This is a genomic window from Jiangella muralis (genome assembly GCF_001270745.1).
Lineage (GTDB): Bacteria > Actinomycetota > Actinomycetes > Jiangellales > Jiangellaceae > Jiangella > Jiangella muralis.
On the sequence record NZ_LFXL01000076.1, the window covers coordinates 1 to 1,744 of the forward strand.

Below are 1,744 nucleotides of genomic sequence, written 5' to 3' on the forward strand. Positions count from 1 at the left end.
ACGGTTCGAGAGAGCCACTCATTGAAACGCCGGGCCTCACACACCGTTTATCGGACAGACCCGTGGGCGGTGGCGCCGGCATCGTCGTAGGCGCAATCATGCAGATCCGTCACGACCCCGGAACGCGATGGTCGCACGCCCTCTGAACGTCGGGACAGCCCGCCCCGCCCGCAGAAGGAGCGACATGGCCCACGAGCCTCGGGAAGGACGCCTCGGTCTACCTCCTTCGAGAGCATCGACACGATGCTCGCCGGTGTCGTGCTGCTACAGGTGGGCTTGGGATTGAGGGAACTCTGCGTCGGCGACTTGGCGTTGTCGGAAAGTCCGACAAGGCACACGTTCGACGAACTGGAAGCCAAGGTCGCCACAACCCTGGTCCTTGTACTGATGGTGCGCTTCTTGGAGGAACTAGTCCCAAGGCCGTTTAGTTGGCGTTCTTGGGGTGTGGTCAAGGTGGCTCGCCGGTGAGGATGTCGATGTTGATGGTGGCCTTGTAGCTGGCTCTGTCGATGTTGGGGCCTCGGGCCTGGTACTTGGAGATGGCGCGTTTGACGATGCGGGGGCTGACGCGTAGCCGCCGGTCGGGCATGAGGTGATCAAGCACGTGCCGGCCGATGGTGCCGACCAGGTCGATGACGGTGTCGGCGATGACGCCGGTGGCCTGGATCAGCAGGTCACGCGCGGTGTGCAGGGCGGTGGTGAAGCTGGCGCGGTCCGGATCAGTGTCAGCGTGGGTGGCGTCGGCGATGGCGGTGCGCAGCAGCTGGTAGGTGATGAGCAGGGCGTAGACCTCCTGCTCGACGCCGGTGGGGGTGCGGGCGCGCAGGATCCGCCCGCCCAGGATGGACGACTTCAGCTCCAGGTAGGCGGTCTCGATCTCCCATCGTTCGTGGTAGAGCCGGATCAGCTCGGCGGCGGGGTAGCGGTGCGGGTCGTGCAGCGTGGTAGCCAGCCGATACTGGCCGGTGTGTCGCCCGGCCGTGGTGGCGATGGTGATCTCGGCCTCGACCACACGCACGCGCAGCGGCCCGAGCATCGACAGGTAGGAGCCGTCGGGGTAACGGGCCAGTACCGGCATCCGGCGGCCGTTCTTCAGCCGCACCAGCACGTCGGCGCCGGTGGCCGCGATGTCGGCGATCAGGTCTTTCGCGCCGAAGTTGCGGTCGGCCAGCACGATCATCCCTGGCCGGAGGCTGCGCAGCAGCGCCGGGGCGTAGCTGGTCTCGCCGATGGTGGTGGGGCCGAAGACGGCGTCGATGAGAGTGCGGGTGCCGCAGGCCACCAGCGCCAGCAGCCGCAGCTGCGGGTAGCCGGTGCCGCCGTGGTGACCGGCCTCCTGCTTGGTGAACCGGGCCAGCACCGCTGGGCTGTCCGGCACGGTCAGCGTGGTGCCGTCGACCGCGCAGACCAGCAGCCCCCGCCACCGTGTCCCGCGCTGCCGCCCGGCGGCGGGGCCGCGCAGCAGGTCGAACAACCACCGCAGCGGCGCCGCCCCGACCCGGTGGCGGGCCTGCGCCAACGCTGCCGGAGTCGGTGTCGCGGTTGGGAGACCGGCCAGCGCGCCGGTGAGCTTGCGCCACACCCCCAGGTAGCCGACCTCACCGAACAGGCAGCCGGCCAGCAACAGGTAGATCACGACACGAGACGGCAGATCCCGCAGCCGCGCCTGGGTCGTGCCGGTGTGAACCGGCCTGGGATCGCTGGAGGGCGTTGTCAGGCCGCGGCGGGCTCGCCATGGTCGTGT

At 68.9% G+C, this 1,744-nt stretch carries 2 protein-coding genes; one reads left to right on the plus strand and one right to left on the minus strand.

Going from position 1 to position 1,744, the window contains the following annotated elements:
• Positions 1 to 234 precede the first annotated feature (234 nt).
• The gene (locus ACW62_RS36735; protein ID WP_420843637.1) at positions 235 to 468 is read left to right on the plus strand and encodes a YqhA family protein; all 234 of its coding nucleotides are present in this window, start codon (positions 235 to 237) and stop codon (positions 466 to 468) included.
• Here the strand turns inward: ACW62_RS36735 and ACW62_RS32715 are convergent.
• Positions 449 to 1,717 (minus strand): IS4 family transposase, encoded by a 1,269-nt coding sequence (locus ACW62_RS32715; protein WP_053208313.1) that lies wholly within the window; start codon positions 1,715 to 1,717, stop codon positions 449 to 451. The two genes, ACW62_RS36735 and ACW62_RS32715, sit on opposite strands and share 20 nt — an antisense overlap.
• Positions 1,718 to 1,744 lie beyond the last annotated feature (27 nt).